The sequence below is a fragment of the Streptomyces sp. NPDC127117 genome, from assembly GCF_042677325.1.
Lineage (GTDB): Bacteria > Actinomycetota > Actinomycetes > Streptomycetales > Streptomycetaceae > Streptomyces.
This window is the reverse complement of the sequence record NZ_JBHXTM010000058.1, coordinates 24,240-44,966: the sequence shown is the minus strand read 5'-3', so window position 1 is coordinate 44,966 and position 20,727 is coordinate 24,240. Positions and strand designations below refer to the sequence as shown.

Sequence of the window (20,727 nt, the reverse complement as noted above, 5' to 3'; positions counted from 1 at the left end):
CCGCGGTGCACGACCAGACGAAGATGCCGGCGACCCGCCGGTTGTACATGACCGCCACGGCCCGGATCTGGGAAGCACCCGAGCACGCCCGGAGTCATGAGCCCGGTGCGCCGCGGTTGACCGCCAGCATGGACCCGGGGTCGCGGGTATTCGGGCCAGCAGCATACAAACTGACGCTGTGGCAGTGGAGCCGTCCTTGCTGACCGATCGGGTTGTGTACGGGTCGGTGATCTGCGCGACCTGCGGGTTGTTCCCGAGCTCCCGGACCGCCTCCTGGACAGCCTCTTTCGCCTCGGGGTCGGTGACCTTGCCATCCTCCGCGCGGAACACCACCCGGGCCGTCGCGCCGTCGGCGTTCAGCTCCGGGAAACGCTCCTCCAGCAGGTCGTACGCCTGCTGCGCCTCCGTACCGGGCATCGAGAAGTCGTTGGGCGGGGCGGCGGGGGCCCTCCCGGCCAGCGCCCCCGTCCCCACGAGCAGGACCACCCACAGCAACGCGACCAGCCAGCGCCTCCGGAAGGAGAACCGGCCCAGCCGGGAAAAGAACGAGGCCACAGCAAAGGCTCCACGTCAGTCGGGGCGTATCGGAAGACCGACGAGCGCTCGCCTCGTTGTCCTGCCCGGGGAGAGGCAGTCGAGGATCAGAGCCGGCACGTCGGCGCGGCACCGACGCTGTCAGCGCCCCCTGATCGCTCCTGGAGAGATCCTGGGAGTTCTCTGTGAAGCGCGACGGCAACCACAAGGCCGGAGCGGCGGAAAGCAGGTCTTTCTCCCGGTCGTCCCGCCGTGATTCACAGGAAGTTCACCGAGTCGTCCCGAGGTGAGCCCCGATCCATAGGAACGCCTTGATGAGCGGGTGACCGGCACGTCCGGGGAGATGACCTGAGAGCCGAAGTGAACGGCGACGAGATCGAGTCCGGGTGAGACGAAGAGTCGCTGGCCGTGGACACGAGCTGCCTCCCGCCAGTCGGCCTGGCAGCGACCAGCCGCCGCAAGTACAGCAAGGCCTGTCCACGGAACCTTGTTCGCACTGACGCGGAACCCACGGTCCCTGAACTCCACGTCAGGCTGCGTGCGGCCCCGCGGCGGGCCTCCACCCTGGCCAGCCCGCTTGACGGAGCTGACGCTTCTCGGCATGCCTCCGCAGCCTTCGCGGAGGCAGCAGTAAGCAGCCGCTACTGGACCCGCAGTTGGCCGCGTTCTTGAACAGTCGGGCCGCGCGGATCGCGGAACTGCGCGGTTGGCCGCCCACGATGGCCATAGCGGGCGCTATGGCGTAAAGGAGCACAGCGGTTTGGGCGGAGCGGCAAATCGCTGCCCCCGGACCTCCACGGTCGTACTCCCGGTGAGGATCGCCGTGGCGAGCCGAGGGCGCCCCCTGGCGAGGTAAAGCACTTGCACCGGGTCTTGGTGCAGGTTTCGCGGGATGTGCCGATGCGCGACGCCTGTGAACTCTCCGGTGGGGGTGGTTAGGCGGAGCTCCGGGTGATGATTCTCGGCTGGGCGATCTCCGCGAGGCCGGGGTCGAGTTCCTCGCCGCCGAGAAGCCGCTCTATGGAGGAGGCGACCGCGACAGCGCCTTCCACGGGGTCCAGATAGGTCGTAGTGAGGCCGGGGCGGAGGGCGGCGCCGAGTGGGTGGTTGTCGGTGCCGATGACGGCGATGTCATCGGGCACCCGGAGGCCGGCGTCGGTCAGGGCCTGGATGAGGACGAGGCCGAACTCGTCGTTGTAGCTGTAGACGGCGTCCGGTCGCCGTCGGGGGTCGCGCCAGATGCCGACCGTCGCCGCGAGACTGTCGGTCGTCAAGGCACAGTCGACTCGTTGGACGGGTACGCCTGCTCTTCCCGCGACCGTCGTCACGGCGTCGAAACGGTCACGGGCGAGGGCGGCGATGTCGCCGCCGGGGACGAGGCAGGCGAGCTGGCGGTGCCCTCGGTCCAAAAGGTACTGGGCGGCGAGTTCGGCCACCGAGACACTGTCGACCACGATCGTCGTCGTGTAGGAGAGGGGGCGGCGGGCTTCGAGGAGAACGTGGTCGACGCCTGCCTGCCGGAGCAGTCGCACTGCTTCCTCGGGGCATCGGTCGGCCGCGACGAGCACGGCGGCGGGCCGGTGTTCGGCCCACAGGCGTGCTCCGGTCACTCCGCTCGCTTCACGATCGCCGTGGATGAGCAGGGTGAGCCCGCGCGCGGTCAGCTCCCGGTCGAGGATCTCCAGGTAGGTGGTGCGCGCGGGGGCGAGCGGGAGGCGCGGCATGGGAAGCAGCACGATGTTGCTGCGGCCCGCTCGGAGCATCCGGGCCGAGGCATGCGGGGTGTAGCCGAGGTCGCGTACGGCGGCGAGGACCCTGCGCCGTGTCTCATCACCAATGGGTCGGTCCCGGTCGTCGTTCAGGACCGAGGACACAGTGGTGCGGGAGACCCCGGCGAGTCGGGCGACATCGGCGCTCGTCGGACGGCGCTGGGCGGGGCTCACGTTCGGTCGGCTCCTGTTCGGTCGCGGCCAGCTGCAGCGTGGCCGTCGGGCTAGGACAGCCCGACATAGACGCAGGCCGGACACGTGTCCATCGTGTTGCCACTATCTTACGAGCCGAGGGCAAGAATCTCACCTGTTTGCTCTTGTTTCTCTGTTCATCCACGTGTCACGCTGACGAACGACCAAGGTGGACACGTGTCCACCCATCGTCCCTTCCGGGCTGCCGCCGACCTGATTCTGTTCCCGTCCGCCACGCGTTCCGGCCCGATCCCCGCCGAGCAACGGAGGTGTCCGCATGGACACGGTCGATCCCGCAACGCCCGCCACCGGCGGCACAGCCGCTCTCGCGGGCCCCGAGCCGGCGGCGCAGCCGCCCCGCGTCGGAGCCGGTTTCATCGTTGCCCTGACCAGTGCGTACTTCGGCACCTGGCTGGCTCTGCTCCCCGCCATCCAGATCACGCTCGCACTGCGGGTCCAGCAGATCGCGCCCGACGACAAGGCAGCGGTGCTGTCGATGGTTCTGGCCGTCGGTGCCGTCGTCGCGCTCCTCGGTCAGAACGTCTTCGGACTTCTCTCGGACCGGACGACGAGCCGGTTCGGCATGCGGCGCCCATGGATCGCCCTCGGCGCCATGTCCGGCGCTGTCAGCCTGGTCCTGCTCGCCACCGCGGCCAACACGGGCATGCTCGTCTTCGCCTGGGCGCTGACGCAGCTGACGTTCAACATCCTGCTGGCGGGTCTCAACCCCGTCATTCCCGATCAGGTCCCCCCGTCCCAGCTCGGCCGGGTCACCGCGCTCGCCGGTCTGACCACACAGCTCGGCGTCGCGGGCGGCGCCTTCCTCGTCCAGGCGCTGCTGCCCAACCTGACCGCTGCCCTCCTGATCCCCGCCCTCTTGTGCCTGGTGGGAGCCGGTGTCCTGCTGCGAGTCCTGCCGGACCGACGCCTTACGCAGACCCGGCGCGCTCCGCTGACCTGGCGTACCTGGCTGCGCGCCTACTGGGTCAACCCCCGCAAGGAGCCAGACTTCGCGTGGGCCTGGCTCTCCCGTTTCCTGGTCGGCTTCGGCAACGTGACCCTGAGCAGCTACCAGACGTACTTCCTCATGGACCGCTTCGGATACGACGAGGACACCATCGGGGGCGTCGTGTTCAAAGCACTGTTGGTAAACGCCGTCTGCGTGGTCCTGGCCAGCGTGGTCTTCGGGGCACTGTCGGACCGCCTGCGCAGACGGAAGCCCTTCGTCCTCCTCTCGGCGGTCGTGCTCGCGCTGGCCCACGTCATGGCCGCGTTCGCCCCGTCCCTCGGCTGGTATCTCGTGGCGACCGCGATCGCCGGTATCGCCGGAGGCTGTTATCTCGCCGTCGATCTGGCGCTGGTCGCCGAGGTGCTGCCGTCGCGTGCCGACACCGGCAAAGACATGAGCGTGTTCCACCTGGCCCAGGTACTTCCGCAGTCGGTGGCTCCCGCGGTCGCCCCACTCTTCCTCGCCATTGGCGACGGGGAGAACTACGCGGCCTTCTTCCTCGGCGGAGCGGTCGTCGGCCTGGTCGGAGCGGTGTGCAACCAGCGCATCCGTTCCGTCCGCTGACCCCTCGCCCGTCATCGTTCCCCTCATAGAAAGGCCCCACGTGTCCCGCCCCAACTTCGTGATCTTCGTGCCGGACCAACTGCGCGCGGACGCGGTCGGCGCGTTCGGAAACCCGCACGCCCGCACCCCGCACATGGACGCCCTCGCCGCCCACGGCACCCGATTCACGCAGGCGTACGTACAGCACCCGGTGTGCTCGCCCAGCCGTGCCTCGTTCCTCACCGGCTTGTACCCGCATACCGCAGGCCACCGCACCCTGACCCACCTGCTCAAGGAGCACGAGCCGAACCTGCTCAGGATCCTGAAGGACGCCGGCTACCACGTCACCTGGGCCGGCGCCCGCGGCGACACCTTCGCCCCGGGCGTCACCGAGGCGAGCGTGCACGAGTACGGCTTCTCCGTCGCCCCGACCGTCGGCTTCGGCGGCGAGTATCCCGACGGCGTCTGGTCCCGTCTCTTCTACCGCGGTCTCGTCCCGGACGACGGGCGTGTCGATCCCGACGAGGCCGCCGTGCGCACGGCCGAGGAGTGGCTTTGCGAACCTCCGTCGGCTCCGTGGGTCCTGTTCGTTCCCCTCGTCGCCCCGCACTGCCCCTTCCAGGTTCCCGAACCCTGGTACTCGCAGACCGACCGCGCGACCGTCCCCGACCCGGCACCGCCGGGCGATCCGGCACGTGAGCCGCGGTTCATGGCCGCCCTGCGCGAGCGGTACGAACTCGGCGAAGTCACCGCCGAGCAGTGGCGTGAGGTCGCGGCCACCTACTACGGCATGGTGTCCCGGCTCGACGACCACCTCGGGCGCGTGCTGGCGGCCGTCGACGGCGCGGGCGCGACGGACAGCACGGTGACGCTGTTCTTCGCCGACCATGGCGAGTACCTCGGGGACCACGGACTGATCGAGAAGTGGCCCTCGGCAATGCACGACTGCATCACCCGTGACCCGCTCATCATCAGCGGCCCTGGCCTCGGGCTCGGCCGTGACGAGGTCTGCGAGGAGATGGTGGAACTCGTAGACATCCTGCCCACCGTGCTCGAAATCGCCGGTGTCGAGGCCCCGCATTCCCACTTCGGGCGCAGTCTGGTCCCGCTCTTGAAGGACCCGTCGGCTCCGCACCGTGAATTCGCCTTCACCGAGGGCGGATTCACCGTCGCCGAGGAACCCCGGATGGAGAACGCCACCTTCCCCTATGACCGTAAGTCCGCACTCCAGCACGCGGACCCCACGCTTGCCGGCAAGGCCATCGCCGTACGCGACCAGCAGTGGACGTACGTGTGGCGCCTGTACGAAGAGCCCGAGCTGTACGCGCGCCGCGAGGACCCGCACGAGCGGGTCAACCTTGCGGGCCGGTCCGAACACGCCGCGGTCCAGCAGCGCATGCACGACGCGATGTTGCGGTGGCTGGTCGAGACCGCGGACGTCATCCCCACCGCTGCCGATCCCCGGCTCCCGGCCGTCGACCTCCCGGTCCCGGGAGCCGCCGCACGACGCGACGTGCCCCAGTCCTGACCAGCCCCAAGAGGAAGCACACCACTATGGCAACCCCCGGTGACGTGACCACCGACGCATACCCGGGCGGGTACGCGGACGATCCCCGCTACAGCAAGGTGGTCGAGGCGGCGCTCGCCCGTCTCGACCTGGACTCCAAGGCCCGCCTTCTGGCCGGGCAGGACCTGTGGTCCCTGCCGGCCCTGCCCGAGATCGGACTCTCTTCCCTCGTCATGTCCGACGGGCCGGTCGGCGTGCGTGGCTCCGGCTGGACGCCGGACGATCCGTCGCTGACGCTGCCCAGCCCGACCGCGCTCGCCGCGAGCTGGGATCCGGAGCTCGCCCGGCGGGCAGGGCGCGTCCTCGCCCAGGAGGCCCACCGCAAGGGCGTGCACGTGCTGCTCGCCCCGACGATCAACCTGCACCGCTCCCCACTGGGCGGGAGGCACTTCGAGGCGTATTCCGAAGACCCGCTGCTCACCGCCAGGGTCGGCGCCGGCTACGTCACCGGCGTGCAGGAGAGCGGTGTCGCCGCGACTCTCAAGCACTTCGTCGCCAACGACGCGGAGACCGAGCGTTTCACCGTCGACAATCAGGTCGACGAGCGCACGCTCCGGGAGCTGTATCTGGCCCCGTTCGAGGAGATCATCGCCACCGCACACCCGTGGCTGCTCATGTCCGCGTACAACTCGGTCAACGGCTCCACCATGACCGAGCACCGTGCCCTGCAGATCGGTGTGCTGCGCGAGGAATGGGGCTACGACGGCGTCGTCGTCTCCGACTGGCTGGCCGCCCGCGATACCGCAGGGGCCATCGGGGGCGGCCTCGACGTGGCGATGCCCGGCCCGCAGACCGTCTTCGGGCCCGCGCTCGCGGCAGCCGTCCGCGAGGGGAAGGTGGCTGAGGCGACCGTCGACGCCACCGTGCGACGCGTCCTGCTGCTCGCCGCCCGGCTCGGGCTCCTCGCCGGAGCCGAACCAGCCGTCCCCGCCGCCCGCAGGCCCGCGCCGACCGACGGAACGGCGTGCGCTCGCGAGATCGCCGCCCGCTCCTTCGTCCTGCTCCGCAACAAACAGCGCATCCTGCCCCTGAATCCGGCCGGCATCGGCGGCATCCTGCCACTGCACCCGGCCGGCATCGGCGGCATCGCGCTCATCGGCCACGCCGCCCGCCACGCCCGCATCCTGGGCGGCGGCTCCGCGACCGTCTTTCCCGGGGCTGTTGTCTCACCGCTGGAGGGCTTGCGGGCCGCCCTGCCCGAAGGAACCCCGCTCACATGGGTCCGGGGCGCCGGCCTCAGTGACGGTCTTTCCCCCGCCGCCGACGGCTTCACCCTGCGCGCGATCCTCCGCGACGCGAGCGGGGCCGTGCTCGCCGACCAGCCCCTGCCGGACGGACGCATCCGGTGGATGGCCGAGACCCTGCCCGGCGGCGCGGACTTCGACGCGCTGGACACCGTCGAAATCGTCGGCACGTTCGTCCCCCGGACCGGTGGACCGCATGCGTTCGGCACCCGCGGTCTCGGCGTGTTCCGCCTCACCGTCGGCGACAAGACACTCTTCGACGGCGTCCACCGCCCCGCAGACGCCGACCCCCTCGCCGCCATCACCGGCCCCCCGGTTGAGCGTGGCGTCGCGGACCTCCCTGCCGGCTTGCCGGTCGAGGTCAGGCTCCTGGCCTCGACACCGAAGATGAGTTACGGATCCCTGCGGGGCGTGACCTTCGGGCTCGCTCACCATGAACCCATCGGCGAGGACGACCAGTTGATCGAGGAGGCGGTCGCCGCAGCGGCGGCCGCCGACACAGCGATCGTCGTCGTGGCCACAACCGAGACCGTGGAGAGCGAGGGCTTCGACCGCAGCAGTCTGCGCCTGCCGGGGCGGCAGGACGAACTCGTCGCCCGCGTCGCCGCCGCCAACCCCCGCACCGTGGTCGTGGTCAATGCGGGCGCCCCCGTCGAGATGCCGTGGCGGAACGATGTCGCCGCCGTCCTTGTGGTCTGGTTCCCCGGGGAGCAGGGCGGCGCCGCCCTCGCCGATGCCCTTCTCGGCCACGCCGAACCCGCCGGTCGGCTCCCCACCACCTGGCCCAGCCGCCTGGAGGAGGCGCCCGTCCGAGAGGTCACCCCGAAGGCCGGTGTCCTGCGCTACGACGAGGAGGTGTTCATCGGCTACCGGGCCTGGCAGCGACACGACAGCGAGCCCGCGTACCCCTTCGGCTTCGGACTCGGCTACACCAGCTGGGAGTACGAGCACATCGAGCTCGTCGGTGCCCGCACCATACGCGTCCGGACCCGCAACACCGGCAGCCGCCACGGCCGTGCCGTCGTCCAGATCTATGTAAGCCCCACGGACGCCACCCCGGCCGGCGGACCCCGGCGCCCCGAACAATGGCTGGCCGGCTTCGCCTCCTTCACCGCGTGCCCCGGCCAGGCGACCGAAGTGGACATCACTCTGCCGGAGCGCGCGTTCCAGATCTGGGACACCACGTCCGGCTCCTGGGCCACGCTCCCCGGCCGCTACACCGTCCACGCCGCCCACGACGCGACCACACCCGCCCTCTCCACCGAACTGCACATCACCGGCTGACCGCCCCACCGACCGCTGTGGGACCGGAACCTGACAACCGGTCCCACAGCACCCCTCCGCACCCGATCCCCTCCGCCCCCGGCCACCACGGCAGCGGAAGGAGAAGGAGACAGATCCATGGACGCCGACGTCATCGTCGTCGGAGCCGGCCTCGCCGGCCTGGTTGCCGCACACGAACTCACCGCACGGGGACGACGCGTCGCCCTCGTCGACCAGGAAGGACCGACCGACCTCGGAGGCCAGGCACACTGGTCGTTCGGCGGCCTCTTCCTCGTCGACTCACCTGAACAACGCCGTATGGGCGTCAAGGACTCGTGCGAGCTGGCCTGGAACGACTGGCAGGGCAGCGCGCGGTTCGACCGGCTCGACGACGAGGACTCCTGGGCGGCCCGCTGGGCCCGCGCCTACGTCGAATTTGCAGCCGGTGAGAAACGCTCGTGGCTGACCGGCCACGGCCTGTCCTTCCTGCCCACCGTCGGCTGGGCCGAACGCGGCGACCTCCGAGCCGAGGGACACGGCAACTCCGTGCCCCGCTTCCACGTCACCTGGGGCACCGGCCCCGGCGTCGTCGAGCCCTTCGTACGCCATGCCCAGAAAGCTGCGGCAGACGGCAAGCTCACCTTCCACCACCGCCACCGCGTGGACGAACTCCTCGTCGAAGCCGGCACGGCCAAGGGTGTACGGGGTGCACGGCTGGCCGATGACCCTTCGCCGCGTGGGGCGGCCTCCAGCAGGGACGTCGTGGGCGAGTTCGAACTCACCGCACAGGCAGTCATCCTCACCACCGGCGGCATCGGCGCGAACCACGACCTCGTACGGCGCCACTGGCCCGACCGCCTCGGCACACCTCCCGCGCACATGGTCACCGGCGTCCCCGCCTACGTCGACGGACGCATGCTCGACATCAGCGCGGCAGTCGGCGTGCGACTGGTCAACCGCGACCGCATGTGGCACTACACCGAGGGACTGCGCAACTGGGATCCGATCTGGTCCGGCCACGGCATCCGTGTGCTGCCCGGCCCCTCCCCGATGTGGTTCGACGCCCTCGGCAGGCGCCTTCCGGCCCCCTGCCTGCCCGGCTACGACACCCTCGGCACCCTCCGGCACCTGCGCACCACACCGGACATCGCCGCCCACGACCACTCCTGGTTCATCCTCACCCAGAAGATCATCGAGAAGGAGTTCGCCCTGTCCGGGTCCGAACAGAACCCCGACATCACAGGCAAGGACCGCGCCGCTTTCCTCCGTGCCCGCCTGCTCGGCAAGGGAGCACCGACGCCCGTGGAAGCGTTCAAACACCACGGCGAGGACTTCGTCGTCGCCGACACACTCGACGAACTCATCGCCGGAATGAACCGCCTGACCGACGAGCCACTCCTCGACCCGGCCACGATCCGACGCCAGATCAAGGCCCGCGACCTACAGATCGCCAACCCCTTCAGCAAGGACTCTCAGATCCAGGGCATCCGCAACGCCCGCCGCTACCTCGGCGACCGCCTCGGCCGCGCCGCCGCCCCGCACCGCATCCTCGACCCCGCCGCAGGTCCCCTCATCGGCGTGAAACTCCACGTCCTGACCCGCAAGACCCTCGGCGGCATCCAAACCGACCTCGACTCCCGGGCCCTCGGCCACGACGGCCGGCCCATCGAGGGTCTCTACGCCGCCGGCGAGGTGGCCGGCTTCGGAGGCGGCGGCGCCCACGGATACAACGCTCTGGAAGGAACCTTCCTCGGCGGCTGCCTCTTCACCGGCCGCCAGGCCGGCCGCGCGGCCGCCGCCCAGACCGGCTCATGACCACACGGGTGCCGCTCGTCCTCCCCAACCCACCATGACGTGAAGCACGACATCAACCCCCTCACCTGACCGTCCGGCCCCGGCAGCGGTCGGAGGACCCATACGTTCACCGTCCTGGCCCGCAGGTTCGCCTCGCGGCCACCTCGCACCGAACGAACCGAGCCCCTCAGCCGGGCGGAGATCGTCCGGCTCATCGACGGGCTCTCCGTCAGCGAGTGGCGCTACGACGGGGATCCCGACACCCTGCACATCGGCCCGATGGCCAAGGACCGGCGGGGCACCTTCGGCTGCGGCGGGCGGGAGACGACCATCGACGTCGTCGACGCCCAGGGCGTGCCGATCGCCGCAGTCCAGGAACTCTCCCGCCGCCTGCACCGCCTGGAAGAACAACACGCCGCGCAGCCGCCCTGCCGCTGCGCTGACCTGTCCGAACCCCGCCCCGCACCCACACCATGAAGGAGACTCCCGTGAGCCTGACCCAGGCAGTCATCGACCTGATCAACGTCCTCGGCCCGGTCATCACGCCCTGACCACCCGACCACTTCCGGCACCGAGAGGTCCTGTCCCAGTGAACACCGTCCGCCGCGCCGTCACGCCCGCCGCCGTACACTCCCGGACCGCGCTCGCCCTGCTCGGCTCCACCGCCCTGCTGACTTTCGGGACCACCTTCCCGCAGATCTTCCACCTCACCGCCGTCATCGGCGCCTGACCAGCCGGGCCGCTCCCGTGCGCAGAGCGTGACCGGCGTCGGACCGGCTGGACCCGGGTGATCGGGAACGGCCGGTTCACCGCTTGCGGCCCCGGCGTGCATCCGGAAGGTTCGGGGACCGCCACGCCCCCCTCCGACGGAGGCGGCGCGAAGGGGGCGGGGAGATGGCGCGTGGGTCTGGCGCACTGCGGCGGGTGCTGGCGACGGGTACTGGCGGCGGCCGGGCTGGTCGGCGGCGGGGCGGGGACGGCGTGGCCGCAGTGGCCGGCGGGACGGACGCCCCAGTCGGCGTCCACCCCTACATGGTGTCGGGGGTGCCGCGGGCGGCAAGGGCATCGATGTGCGGAGTGCTGATGTGCGGGTCGCCGAAGGCGCCGATCGCGTCGGCGCGCAGCTGGTCCGGCATGAAGATCACGAAGTTGGGGCGCGGCCGATCGGACATGAGGTGGGACCTTTCCTGCTGTGCATCATTCCGGGGATTGGCCGCTGCCTGCGGCGCGGCGGTCCAGTTCGTGCTGGAAGGCGGTGAGATCGCGTGCGTACGGGCGGTACAACAGGCTCGCGAACAACCCTCCGGCGAGGATGACGACGACGAGGCTCCACAGGAACGCGCTCTCAAGGCCCGTGCTGTCGCCGAGCTGACCGACGAAGACGGTGAGCGCGGCCCAGGCGACGCTTTCGATCGCGAGGAAGAGGGCGAAGGCGGCACTGCGCAGTTCGGGCGGGACGACGGACATGATGAGGGGCCGGTTCAGGCTCGGCTGCATGCCCTGCAGGGCGCCGAGGAGGGAGAACAGGGCGGCGTAGGCGGCGAGCGACGACCAGGGGATCTGGGTGGTGAGGAACGCGACGACCGCGTACACCAGGTAGGACGTCTGCAGGATCGCTATGCGCCCCGTACGGGGGAAACGGCGTTGCATGCGATCCGCCAGCACGCCTCCCCCGATCGTGCCGAGGAAGTACGAGACAGCGGTGGGCAGCGTCACGAGCGAGGCCGACGCGTTGCTGAAACCGCGAGCGTCGACCAGGAACACCACGCCGAAGGCGAGCAGGATGAACTGGGAACCGAACAGGCGCTGGACGCAGATCAGGGCGAAGCTGCGAATGCCCAGCAGCCGGCGGACGTTCGCCCTGTTCAGGGCTTGGGGGCGCCGGGTCGGGGCCGTCGCGTCCAGGGCGGCAAGCTGGGGTTCGGCCGCGCCGACGCCGGGGTCCTTGAAGTACCGCAGGACGGCGAGGCCGACCAGGATCTGCGTGGTTCCGACGGCGAAGAATCCGTACCGCCAGCCGTCCGCGAACCGGGACAGCTGTCCGAGCAGCGGGCCGAGGGCTCCGGTGAAGAGGGCGACACTTCCGAAGAGGAATCCGGCCGCCCTGCCACGGGACTTGTCGTCGAAGAGGTCGGCGAGAATTCCGCTGACCAGCGGGCCGCCGCCGACGATGCCCGCCGCGACGATGGTGGACATGACCAGGAGCTGCGCGTAGTTCTGCGCGAATCCGGTGGCGATGGTCCATACGCCCCACAGGCCGGAGCAGGCGGCGAGGACCTGGGTGCGGGGGACGCGCTGGGCGATGCTCACCCACAGCGGCCCGAAGACCACGCCGGCGAGCTTGGCCGTGGCGCCGAGGACGCCGAGCGCCGCCAGGGGGAGGTCCAGGGCGGCCCGGATGGCGGGGAACATCACGGAGATCACGCTCTGTTCGCCGCTGTCGGCGCTGTTGGCGGCGCTGAGCAGGAGCAGTTGACGCCGGCGACGTGGTCTGTCCCGGCCGGTGGCGGGCGGTAGGGAGGCGCCGCCGTCCGTCGGAACTGGTGGAGCGGAGTGCATCGGGACTCCTGAGGGCTCGGGCAGGTCAGTTCGGCTGGATGGGCCGCTGGTCGCGGGTCTGAAGGAGCTCCGCCCAGCGCGCGGCGAGTTCGACGGTGCGTGGGCGGTCGGGGGCGTGCCAGGACGCCGGGATGTTCAGGGAGGCGAGACGGGCTTCGAGGTCGTCGGCCAGGTGCTCCCGGCCGGTGTCGCGCAAGTGCCGGGCGTAGCGGACGGGGTCGTTGTAGTACGTCGGTCCGGTCTGCAGGGTCGTCTGCATCGGATCGGGCAGGCAGCCGGGCCGGCCGGCGTACTCGTGGAGCCATTCGGCCAGGTGGGAGCGCATGGTGGCGGCGAGCTCCGGTTCCTGGTCGAGCAGGTCGCGGGTCAGGTACGGGTCGTGGGTGACGTGGAAGAGCTGTTCCCACTCGGCGCGGAAGGCTCCCGGATGGTAGGTGCGGATGTAGAGGTGGTCCCGGGTGCGGACGGCGCGCTGGTAGGTGTGGGCCCCGTGGCCGAGGACCAGATAGGGGCGGGACTCGATGGTCTCGCCGTGTACGGCGGGGGCGAACGACTCGCCCTGCCAGCCCGCGGGTGTCTCCATGCCGAGCAGGTCGCACAGGGTAGGTGCGAGGTCGATGTTGTAGAGCAGGGCGTCGTTGCGGCGGGCCTCGGCGGGGAGCCGGTCGGTGACGCCGGGCCAGTACACGATCAGCGGCAGCCGGTGGGTGGGCTCGTTGGCCAGGCCGTGTTCCGCGTACGAGCCCTGCTCGCCGAAGGACTCGCCGTGGTCGGCGCTGACTATGACCGCGGTCTCTTCCGCGATGCCCAGTTCCTCCAGGGTCGCCATGAGCCGGCCGAAATGGTGGTCCCAGTGGTGGACGGCTCCGTCGTAGCCGTTGATCAGGTGCTCGAAGTCGGCGCGGGAGCGGATGGCGTCGGGCATGTTGTGCGGTACCGGGGAACGGCCACTGCCGGTCAGGGAGCAGTGGAGGTCGAGGGCGCTGCGCGGGCCGTAGATCTCCGCGTGGGCGGCGATGGTCTCCTCGTCGGGCCACTCCTGGACGGGGCCGGAGGCCGCCATCTTCTCGGTCCACTCGGCGGGCTGGATGTAGTTGGTGTGGGGGTCCCAGTAGGTGACGTGCAGATACCAGTCCTCCTCTTCGGCGTGACGCCTGATCCAGTCGATGGCCACCCGGTTGACGTCCTCGGCCGGTTCGTCGCCGAAACGGTCCGTGGCGCGGTGGGACTCGCGGAAGTTGCCGTGGAAGAAGTAGGCGCGGTGCCGCTCGGCGAACACGGAGACGGCCGCGGTGTAGTAGCCGCCCCAGCCGAGCCGCTGTCCGAGCAGCGGCCGGTCCGGTTCGGGCCCGTGCCCGGAGTCGAGCCGGAACTGCGCGGCGGGCCCGAAATGCCCGATCACCCCGTTGGTGATGCCGAACTGGCCGCTGATGAGGGCTGTCCGGGAGGGCAGGCAGGGCGAGTCGGAGCAGTAGTAGCGGTCGAAGGTGACCGACTTGTCGGCCAGCTTCCGCAGGTGGGGGGTGGTGGGGCGATAGTAGCCGTACGGGGTGGTGTGGTCGGCGCGGAGGGTGTCCACGTCGACATAGATGATGCGCATGGCGGCTCCGGGGATTTCGGGCAGGGGGTATCACCGGTACGGCTCGGCGGGAAACGCCGGCCGACCGGTCGCCGCGAGGGCGGCTGCCGGGAGGGTGGAAGGGCCGGAGGTGCGGAGGTCCGAAGGTGCAGCGGCGCGGCGGTGCGGCGGGTCAGCCGCGGTCGAGGCGCGCCTCCAGACGGGCCTTGGTGAGTTCGAGCCAGGCGATGTACGAGGCGCCGTAGGCGTAGCCGTGTTCGTGGGCCATGGTGTGGATCTCACCGGCCCAGTCGGCGTCGAGCTCAGGGATCTGCGGGTCGTACGGGTCGGGGAACGGCCCCGACGGCACGGCCGGGCGGTGTTCGAGCCGGTAGGCCAGCTCCGTGGTGACGGTGTCCAGTGCGATCTCGGGGTCGAGCTGCCCGGCGAAGACGAACCGCAGGGTGAAGTCGGGATCCCTGGGGCGCGGCGAGGGCTGGAACGGCGAGCGGGCCCACTCCAGCAAGGCCGCGCGGCCCTCCTCGGTGAGCCGGTACAGCTTGGCGTCGGGCCGGCCTTCGCGGGCATCGACGTCGTACGCGACCCAGCCGCGCTCGACCAGTTTGCCGAGCTGGCGGTAGATCTGCGGCAGTTGGACGTCGTAGCCGATGTACCGGCCCGGGCCGTCCATCCACCGCCGCAGGTCGTACCCGGACAGGCGGCGCAGCGCGAGGGATCCCAGGATCACGAAGTCGAGCTGCATCTGAGCCACCTATGTTCGTTGGAACTTATGAACCTCAGGTTCACCTTCACGTGGCGCGGTGTCAAGACCTGTCATGCGGACGCAATGCAGCGGAAACCCGCGTGGCCGCTGGAGCTGTCCGGCGTGTTGGCACTCCGCGCGGCCACACGGTAGCGGTTGCAGTAGGAGCGGTGGCACATGTGCGAGCCGCCGCGGATGACCTTGTCCGTGCCGGTCGCGGGCCCCCGCGGGTCGACGAGAGGACGAGTGGCGGGGTGATCGGTCGTCCACCAGTCGGCGCACCACTCCCACACGTTGCCGGACATGTTGTACAGGCCGTGGCCGTTGGGTTCGAAGGCGCCGACGGGGGCGGTGCCCCGGTAGCCGTCGGCGGCGGTGTTCTTCGACGGGAAGGTGCCGCGCCAGATGTTGCACCGGTACGTGCCGTCCGGGTCGAGTTCGTCGCCCCACGGGTAACGCTTCCGTTCCAGGCCGCCGCGGGCCGCGTACTCCCACTCGGCCTCGGTCGGCAGCCGCTTGCCGGCCCAGGCCGCGTAGGCGGCCGCGTCGTTCCAGGACACATGGACCACCGGGTGGTCGGCGCGGTCGGCGAGGTCGCTGCCCGGACCTTCGGGGTGGCGCCAGGTCGCCCCTTCCACACCGCACCACCACGGGGTCCGCTCGGGGCGGGGGGCGCCCCTGCGCAGGGCGGCGGGCAGGAAGCCGGCGAAGACGTACGACCAGCCGAAACGCTCGGCGTCAGTGACATGCCCGGTGTCGGCGACGAAGCGGGCGAAGCGCTCGGTGGTGACCGCGTGCGCGTCGATGCGGAACGGGTTCAGCCGCACCGCCCGCACTGGCCCCTCGCCGTCGGCGGGGAACCCCTCGGCGTCCTCGGCGCCCATCAGGAACTCGCCGCCGGGGAGCAGCACCATACCTTCGGTGGACGCCTCCCGGCGCGGAGCCGGGCCGGGCGGCGGCAGGGGGGCGCGCGACCGTCCCCCTGAGGGGCTGCAGCAGGGGGCGACGCGGGTCGGGGTGTGTTCGGACATGACGGTCCGCTCCTTCCGGGGAACCGGATCTTCTGGGAACCGGATCTTCCGGTCCTCGGCACTTATGTTCTAACGTACATAGCCATAGCAGACGAGCCCAGGGAAGGGAAACCCCATGAAGGCCGTCATGGTCATGTTCGACACGCTCAACCGCCGCTTCCTGCCGCCCTACGGCGCGGACTGGATTCACGCGCCCAACTTCCGGCGCCTCGCCGCACGCACGGCGACCTTCGACACCTGCTACGCCGGTTCCATGCCGTGCATGCCGGCCCGGCGGGAGCTCCACACCGGGCGGTACAACTTCCTGCACCGCGGCTGGGGCCCCCTGGAACCCTTCGACGACTCAGTCCCCGAGCTGCTCGGCAAGCAGGGGATCCACACCCACCTGGCGACCGACCACCCCCACTACTGGGAAGACGGCGGAGCCACGTACCACGGCCGTTTCCGGACCTACGAGTTCTTCCGCGGCCAGGAAGGCGACCCCTGGAAGGGACAGGTCGCCGACCCCGACATCCCCGAGGCCGACCGGGTGCGCCGCGACCACGTCTGGCGGCAGGACTGGGTCAACCGGCAGCACCTCGCCTCCGAGGAGGACCACCCGCAGACCCGCACCTTCGACGCGGGGCTGGAGTTCCTGCACACCAACCACGCTGCGGACGACTGGTTCCTCCAGATCGAGACCTTCGACCCGCACGAGCCCTTCTTCAGCTACGAACGCCACAAGCGGCACTACCCGCACGCCTACGACGGCCCGCACTTCGACTGGCCCGACTACAAGCGCGTCCAGGAGACCGCGGAGCAGACCGAGCACGCGCGCCTTGAGTACGCGGCCCTACTGACCATGTGCGACCAGTCCCTCGGCCGGGTGCTCGACGCCATGGACGAGCTGGACCTGTGGGACGACACGCTCCTCATCGTCAACACCGACCACGGCCTGCTTCTGGGCGAGCACGAGTGGTGGGGCAAGGGCGTCGCGCCCTGGTACGACGAGACCATCCACACCCCGCTGTTCGTCTGGGATCCGTGCAGCCGGGTCCGGGGCGAGCGCCGCGAGGCCCTCGTCCAGACCGTCGACATCGGCCCCACGCTCCTGGAGTACTTCGGCGTCGACCGCACCCCCGACATGCAGGGCCACCCCCTGCGGCGGACCGTGGCCGACGACACCCCGGTCCGCGAGGCCGGCCTGTTCGGCGGCTTCGGCGGCCACGTCAGTGTCACCGACGGCCGCTACGTCTACATGCGGGCCTGCGCGAACCCGTACAACCAGCCCCTGCACGAGCACACCCTCATGCCCACCCACATGCGGGGCTTCTTCACCCCCGCCGAGCTGAAGAACGCCGAGCTCGTCCCGCCCTTCTCCTTCACCAAGGACGTCCCTCTGCTCAAGGTCCCGGGGCACGCCCTGTCCAACCCCTACTCCTTCGGCACGCTCCTCTTCGACCTGCACACCGACCCCGGTCAGGAACACCCCCTGCTGGACGACGCCCTCGAACTACGCATGGCCACTCTGCTCACCGAACAGCTCCGCGCCGCCGACGCCCCCTTGGGCCAATACGAGCGCCTCGGCCTGCCGCCCACGGGCCCGGTCACGCCCGAACACCTTCTGGCCCGCACCCAGAAGCCGCAGGCGGACGCCGCTCTCCAGCCGCCGGCCCGCCCCGAGGACTTCCCGACCGGTCCCTTCAGCGTGCAGGTCCCCTTGCGCGACCTCATCGCCCACCCAGAAGCCGAAGCCGTCGTGCGCGCCCACTTCGCCGCCCTCCTCGACGGCCCCTTCGCCCAGCGCGCCGTCAACCTCTCCCTCCTCCAGATAGCCGCCATCGCCGTCGGCCTGCTGCCCACCGACCGTCTTCGGGAGATCGCGGCCCGCCTCTCCGAGATCGACACCACAACACCGAAGTAGCACCCGCCGACGCGCCGTCCGTGGTGGTGGTTTCCATGCGCCAGTGGACATGGCCGCCGCTGCACTCGTCGCCGCAGCGGGAGGGAGCGACGCGACCGGGCGAGCCTGGTGAATCTGTTCGGTGATGGTCATCCCGACCGAGTACGACAACCACCTCCCGCGCCGGGCGAGCCAGGCCACGAACTCGTGGGTGCCGCCTGCGGAGTCAGTGCGGATCAGTGTGGACCGGCCGCGACTATGCCGCTGGGGAAGTTGGGCCAGGGCGAGCCGGGTGGCGGTGATGTGGTCGGCGGCGGTGTTGGAGCCCGCGTTCCCCGGCCGCAGCAGGGCGGCCACCGGCTCCCCGGTGCCGCCGCGTCCGTGATCGACGAAGCCCATCAGCGGATGGTGCCCGTAGGTCTTCTTCCAGGTGGCGGCGGCCTGCTTCTCGGAGTGCGCCAGTACCAGCACGCCGTCCAGGTCCACGATCACGTGGCCGTCCCTATCCGGCGCCTCGTTCCGGGCCAGCTTCCATACGTACTCGCGGGCATCGGCCCGAGCGGTGCGGATCGCGTCCAGGGCCTTCGGCCCGGCAGCGGCGAGGTGGTCGACCAGACGGGAGACGGTCGGGTCCGAGGCCACCGGCCCGAACACGGCAGGCTCGGCCCGCAGCATGCCGACATCGGCCGGGCAGTCTCCGCCCAGCGCGACCGCGAGCGCCACATCCAGCAGGATCTTGCCCGGATCGTGCACCGTCCGAGGGCGCCGCCAGGGCACGAGCGCCGCCGATATCGCGGTATCCAGGCCGCTCTTGCGGGCGGTCTCGACCAGCAGCACACCCCCGGCCTGGGAGACCACCCCGTGACCGCCACTCTCGATACGGACACGCGGGTACGACGCGCTACGCTTCCTCACCTGGAGAGTGCCTCTCGTTGGGGCGGACAGGACCCTAGACAAGCCCTATCTCCCCAGTTCAGAGGCACTCTCCGGTGATCCGCAGTCACCTCCGCCAACGCGGTATCCGCGCTGTCATCCCCCAGCCGTCCGACCAGATCGGCGACCGTCTGCGGCGAGGCTGTGTCGGCGGCCGACCGCGGTCCTTCGACGCGGAGACGTACAAGCAGCGCAACGCAGTCGAGCGATGCATCATCCGGCTCAAGCAGTGGCGCGGCCTGGCCATGCGAACGGACAAGCTCGCCATCGCCTACCGGGCCGCACCCCACCTCGCCGCCAGATTGGTCGTGCCAGGGTCGGGGAAACGGGGCGCTCGGCCCGGGCGTCGCGGGACGTCCGGGCCGAGGGCTCGTGAAGCAGCTGCCGGGCTACTTGGCGCAGGTACGGTCGCGGGCGGGCAGGCGGCCGGTGGCGAGGTAGGAGTTGACGGTGGAGTCGATGCAGGCGTTGCCGTAGACGGCGTAATTCACGTGCTGGTTGGCGCCGGTGAGGGTGAGGAGGCGGGAGCTTGGCAGGCGGTCGTGCAGGGCGTCGCTGTTGGTGTAGGGGACGCGGGGGTCACCCGTGGAGGCGACGATCAGGGCCTGGGTGTCGTGACGGACCCGGACGGGTGCCTCGCGCGGGCGGTCCCAGAAGGCGCACGGGGTGATGCTCTCGGTCAGCGGCGCGAACAACGGGTGGGCGGCGCGGCCCCGTTCGATGTCACGCCAGTACGTCTCGGGGTCGCGAGGGGCGGAAACGTCGCCGCACAGGATCGCGGTCTGGACGCTGGCGATGGAGGAACCGGCCGGGGTGAACACGCTGCGCAGCAGGCCGGCGAAGGCGGGCGGCAGGGTCGTGGGTCGGCCTTCGGCGGCTCGGGCGAGCAGGGACATGTGCTCGGCCAGGGAGGCGCGCGCCGGGTCGGTGTCGTTGGCGAGTTCGGTGAAGAGCAGGGCGGGGACCTGGCTGCCGTCAAGACGGAAGACGTCGGGGGCGGTGCCGACGGTGAGCGGCTCGCGGGCGGAGGCGGCGATCACGTCGTCGAGAGTGGCGCGTACCTGGTCGCGGGTGCGGCCGAGGCCGTAGGTGCTGTGGCGCGCGGCCGTCCAGTCGGCCCAGTCGTCGTACGCCCTCTCGTTCTCGGCGTCGGCGCCCTTCAGGAGGCGGGGGTTGTAGCGGTCGGGGTCCAGGGCACTGTCGAGGACCACCCGGTCGTAGCGGGTGGGGAACATCTGAGTGTAGGCAGTGCCCAGGTACGTGCCGTAGGAGAAGCCAAGGTAGGAGATCTTCCGCTCGCCGAGGACGCTGCGGACGACGTCGATGTCGCGGGCGGTGTTGCGTGTCGTGACGTGCGGCAGGAGGGTGCCGTTGGTGGCCCGGCACCGCTCCGCGACGCTTCTGGCGCGGGCCGTCTGGCGGTCGAAGCCGGCCCGGTCGGGGCCGGCCGACAGCAGGCCGGGGCCGGAGGACAGGCCGCAGTCCAGGGGAGTGCTGCGGCCGGTGAAGCGCGGGTCGATGCCGATCAGGTCGTAGCGGGCACCGGTCTCCTTCATCGCGGGGCGCACGGCGAGCCCCGTGTCGAGGCCCGGGCCGCCCGGACCTCCGGGGTTGACCAGGAGGGAGCCGATCCGGTGACGGGTGTCGGTGCCCTTCAGTCGGGATATAGCGACGGTGATGGTCCGGCCGCGGGGCTTTCCGTAGTCGAGCGGCACGGTCACGTCCGCGCAGCGTGCGCCCGCGGCGTCGAGGGCGCGGCCCGTCTCGTCGTCGGCACCCTGGGCGCAGCGCTGCCAATGGGGGCGCTGCTGGTAATAGCGGCCGAGCCCGGCCGCGGGGGCCGCGTTGGCGGCCGCGGGCGTCGCGGCGGTGGCGGGTGGGGTGGACAGGCCGGTGGCGAGTCCGGCGACGAGGACGAGTCCCACAGCCGAGGCGCGCCGTACGGCGGTGCCGGGGGTGATCATGTTGCTTCTCCTGACGGTGAGGAACACGGTCGGCCCGGAGAGCGTCCGGGCCGGGCAGGTCGAGCCTTTCAGCGCGCTCCACCCACGCGCATCGCCGTGAGGCATGAACTGGCGGTACGTCA

At 70.7% G+C, this 20,727-nt stretch carries 15 protein-coding genes and 2 pseudogenes; 8 read left to right on the top strand and 9 right to left on the bottom strand.

What is annotated here, in order from left to right:
• A partial coding sequence (locus ACFVH0_RS34100) for an MMPL family transporter (protein WP_385826592.1) occupies positions 1 to 555 on the bottom strand: 555 nt, incomplete at its 3' end.
• A gap of 914 nt (positions 556 to 1,469) precedes the next feature.
• Positions 1,470 to 2,477: a LacI family DNA-binding transcriptional regulator gene (locus ACFVH0_RS34095; RefSeq protein ID WP_385826590.1), complete on the bottom strand. Its 1,008-nt coding sequence runs from the start codon at positions 2,475 to 2,477 to the stop codon at positions 1,470 to 1,472.
• Positions 2,478 to 2,772: 295 nt separating this feature from the next.
• Between ACFVH0_RS34095 and ACFVH0_RS34090 the strand changes: the two genes are divergently transcribed.
• The 6 genes from ACFVH0_RS34090 to ACFVH0_RS34065 all read left to right on the top strand — a co-directional run bounded on the left by ACFVH0_RS34090 (position 2,773) and on the right by ACFVH0_RS34065 (position 10,645).
• Positions 2,773 to 4,068: an MFS transporter gene (locus ACFVH0_RS34090; RefSeq protein WP_385826588.1), complete on the top strand. Its 1,296-nt coding sequence runs from the start codon at positions 2,773 to 2,775 to the stop codon at positions 4,066 to 4,068.
• Positions 4,069 to 4,108: 40 nt separating this feature from the next.
• Positions 4,109 to 5,575, top strand: coding sequence for a sulfatase-like hydrolase/transferase (locus tag ACFVH0_RS34085; protein WP_385826586.1), 1,467 nt, complete (start codon positions 4,109 to 4,111; stop codon positions 5,573 to 5,575).
• A gap of 26 nt (positions 5,576 to 5,601) precedes the next feature.
• The gene (locus ACFVH0_RS34080; protein ID WP_385826584.1) at positions 5,602 to 8,142 is read left to right on the top strand and encodes a beta-glucosidase; all 2,541 of its coding nucleotides are present in this window, start codon (positions 5,602 to 5,604) and stop codon (positions 8,140 to 8,142) included.
• Positions 8,143 to 8,259: 117 nt separating this feature from the next.
• Positions 8,260 to 9,936 carry an FAD-binding dehydrogenase gene (locus tag ACFVH0_RS34075; protein WP_385826582.1) on the top strand — a complete coding sequence of 559 codons (1,677 nt, stop codon included), beginning with the start codon at positions 8,260 to 8,262 and terminating at the stop codon, positions 9,934 to 9,936.
• Between the two features lie 258 nt (positions 9,937 to 10,194).
• Complete coding sequence (locus tag ACFVH0_RS34070; RefSeq protein WP_385826580.1) at positions 10,195 to 10,392, top strand: hypothetical protein; 198 nt, start codon at positions 10,195 to 10,197, stop codon at positions 10,390 to 10,392.
• A gap of 112 nt (positions 10,393 to 10,504) precedes the next feature.
• Positions 10,505 to 10,645, top strand: coding sequence for a hypothetical protein (locus ACFVH0_RS34065; RefSeq protein WP_383859317.1), 141 nt, complete (start codon positions 10,505 to 10,507; stop codon positions 10,643 to 10,645).
• Positions 10,646 to 10,943: 298 nt separating this feature from the next.
• On the opposite strand, the gene ACFVH0_RS34060 is transcribed toward ACFVH0_RS34065, so the two are convergent.
• The 5 genes from ACFVH0_RS34060 to ACFVH0_RS34040 form a co-directional block, all read right to left on the bottom strand.
• Positions 10,944 to 11,087: a hypothetical protein gene (locus ACFVH0_RS34060; RefSeq protein WP_385826578.1), complete on the bottom strand. Its 144-nt coding sequence runs from the start codon at positions 11,085 to 11,087 to the stop codon at positions 10,944 to 10,946.
• A gap of 25 nt (positions 11,088 to 11,112) precedes the next feature.
• Positions 11,113 to 12,474, bottom strand: coding sequence for an MFS transporter (locus tag ACFVH0_RS34055; protein WP_385826576.1), 1,362 nt, complete (start codon positions 12,472 to 12,474; stop codon positions 11,113 to 11,115).
• A 25-nt stretch (positions 12,475 to 12,499) separates the two neighbouring features.
• Positions 12,500 to 14,074, bottom strand: coding sequence for a sulfatase (locus ACFVH0_RS34050; RefSeq protein ID WP_385826574.1), 1,575 nt, complete (start codon positions 14,072 to 14,074; stop codon positions 12,500 to 12,502).
• Positions 14,075 to 14,225: 151 nt separating this feature from the next.
• Positions 14,226 to 14,795, bottom strand: a complete 570-nt coding sequence (locus ACFVH0_RS34045) for a PadR family transcriptional regulator (RefSeq protein WP_385826572.1) — start codon at positions 14,793 to 14,795, stop codon at positions 14,226 to 14,228.
• Between the two features lie 71 nt (positions 14,796 to 14,866).
• On the bottom strand, positions 14,867 to 15,826 hold the full coding sequence (locus tag ACFVH0_RS34040; RefSeq protein ID WP_385826570.1) for a formylglycine-generating enzyme family protein: 960 nt from the start codon (positions 15,824 to 15,826) through the stop codon (positions 14,867 to 14,869).
• 115 nt (positions 15,827 to 15,941) lie between these two features.
• Here ACFVH0_RS34040 and ACFVH0_RS34035 point away from each other — a divergent pair, with 115 nt between their 5' ends.
• The gene (locus tag ACFVH0_RS34035; protein ID WP_385826568.1) at positions 15,942 to 17,729 is read left to right on the top strand and encodes a sulfatase; all 1,788 of its coding nucleotides are present in this window, start codon (positions 15,942 to 15,944) and stop codon (positions 17,727 to 17,729) included.
• Positions 17,730 to 17,762: 33 nt separating this feature from the next.
• On the opposite strand, the pseudogene ACFVH0_RS34030 reads toward ACFVH0_RS34035, so the two are convergent.
• Positions 17,763 to 18,623 (bottom strand): annotated as a pseudogene (locus tag ACFVH0_RS34030) (transposase); the annotation flags it as partial.
• Between the two features lie 68 nt (positions 18,624 to 18,691).
• Between ACFVH0_RS34030 and ACFVH0_RS34025 the strand changes: the two are divergent.
• Positions 18,692 to 18,949: pseudogene (locus ACFVH0_RS34025) on the top strand (IS5/IS1182 family transposase); the annotation flags it as partial.
• A gap of 81 nt (positions 18,950 to 19,030) precedes the next feature.
• On the opposite strand, the gene ACFVH0_RS34020 reads toward ACFVH0_RS34025, so the two are convergent.
• Entirely contained in the window at positions 19,031 to 20,605 is a 1,575-nt protein-coding gene (locus ACFVH0_RS34020) for an alpha/beta fold hydrolase (protein ID WP_385826566.1), read from the bottom strand.
• Positions 20,606 to 20,727: the final 122 nt, after the last annotated feature.